This window comes from Streptomyces sp. NPDC093064 (assembly GCF_044754605.1).
GTDB lineage: Bacteria > Actinomycetota > Actinomycetes > Streptomycetales > Streptomycetaceae > Streptomyces.
Genome location: NZ_JBIVPK010000161.1, coordinates 1 through 1,066, shown reverse-complemented (window position 1 = coordinate 1,066; position 1,066 = coordinate 1). Strand labels below are relative to the sequence as shown.

At 70.5% G+C, this 1,066-nt stretch carries 1 protein-coding gene; it reads right to left on the bottom strand.

The window, feature by feature from the left end; genetic code table 11:
* The coding region (locus ACIQFZ_RS43570) for an ISAs1 family transposase (RefSeq protein WP_402694018.1) at positions 1–940 on the bottom strand (940 nt) is incomplete at its 3' end.
* Between the last annotated feature and the right edge of the window lie 126 nt (positions 941–1,066).

Sequence of the window (1,066 nt, the reverse complement as noted above, 5' to 3'; positions counted from 1 at the left end):
CCTGGTGGGCGTCGAGGCTGGTGACGGCGTAGACCGTCTCGCGGGTTTCGCGTCGGCCGGTCTGCCTGCGGCGGCGGTGGACGCGGACGGCCAGACGGGCGTGAGGGAAGGCGATCCCGCCGAGTTCGTCCGCGATGCCGCAGGTCTTGACGGAGCGGGACTCGCGGCGGCCGTGTCCGGTGGAGGTCGTGGTGTGCTGGACCGGGATGTCCCGCCAGGGCAGGGCCGCGAGCTGGCGGTGTGCGGTCGGCTGGTTGGCTTTGATCACCGCGATGTAGTGGGCGTTCTTGGTCTCGACCAGCCAGGTGACGTTCGCCTGGACCGAGTGCAGCGCGTCAAAGGTGACAAGGGCTCCTTGAAGGTCCAGTGGCTCGAGCAGGGGCTGGAAGTGCGTGGTCTCGTTGGTCTTCGCTCCCACCTCCGCCTGGGCGAGGGTCACGGCTCGGTGGTGGGTGACCGCGGAGAGCAGGTGCCGGCGGGTGGCGGTCAGGTGGGCCGATCCCTTCAGTGCCTTGCCGTCGACGGCGATCACGCGACGCTGTCCGGACCCGGTCCCGGCGGCGTCGTGCCGGCTGGTGAGGTAGGCGCCGACAGCCCGGTCCAGGGCGTCACCGTCGACAGCCTGGAGGACACGCCCGATCGTGGTCCGTGAGGGAGTCCGGCGCCACTGGAGCGGATGGCGGCGCACTCCGACGGCCGCCAGCAGGGCGTCCGAGGCCCGCTCCGCCCACTCGGCGAGTTCGTCGACGCTCCTCGCTCCCGAGACGGCCGCACAGGCACATATGAGGAGGATGGCGGTCAGCGAGTACCAACGGCCCCGCCGCGCACGCGGGTCGGGCACCAAGTCCAGGTAGGGGCGCAGGTCAGCGACCCGGCCGCCGTCCAGCGGACCCAGCTTCACCAGCACCGCGGGGATAGGGGAGGATACAGCGGCAGGCACGGGCCACCTCATGATCGTTGAGCTTCGACACCCCAATGATCACGAAGCCCGTGCCTGCTCTGCTATGCACCCCAACCGGTCACGGCCCGACCCAGCCGCACGACTCCGGAACTTGACCAAGCCCTG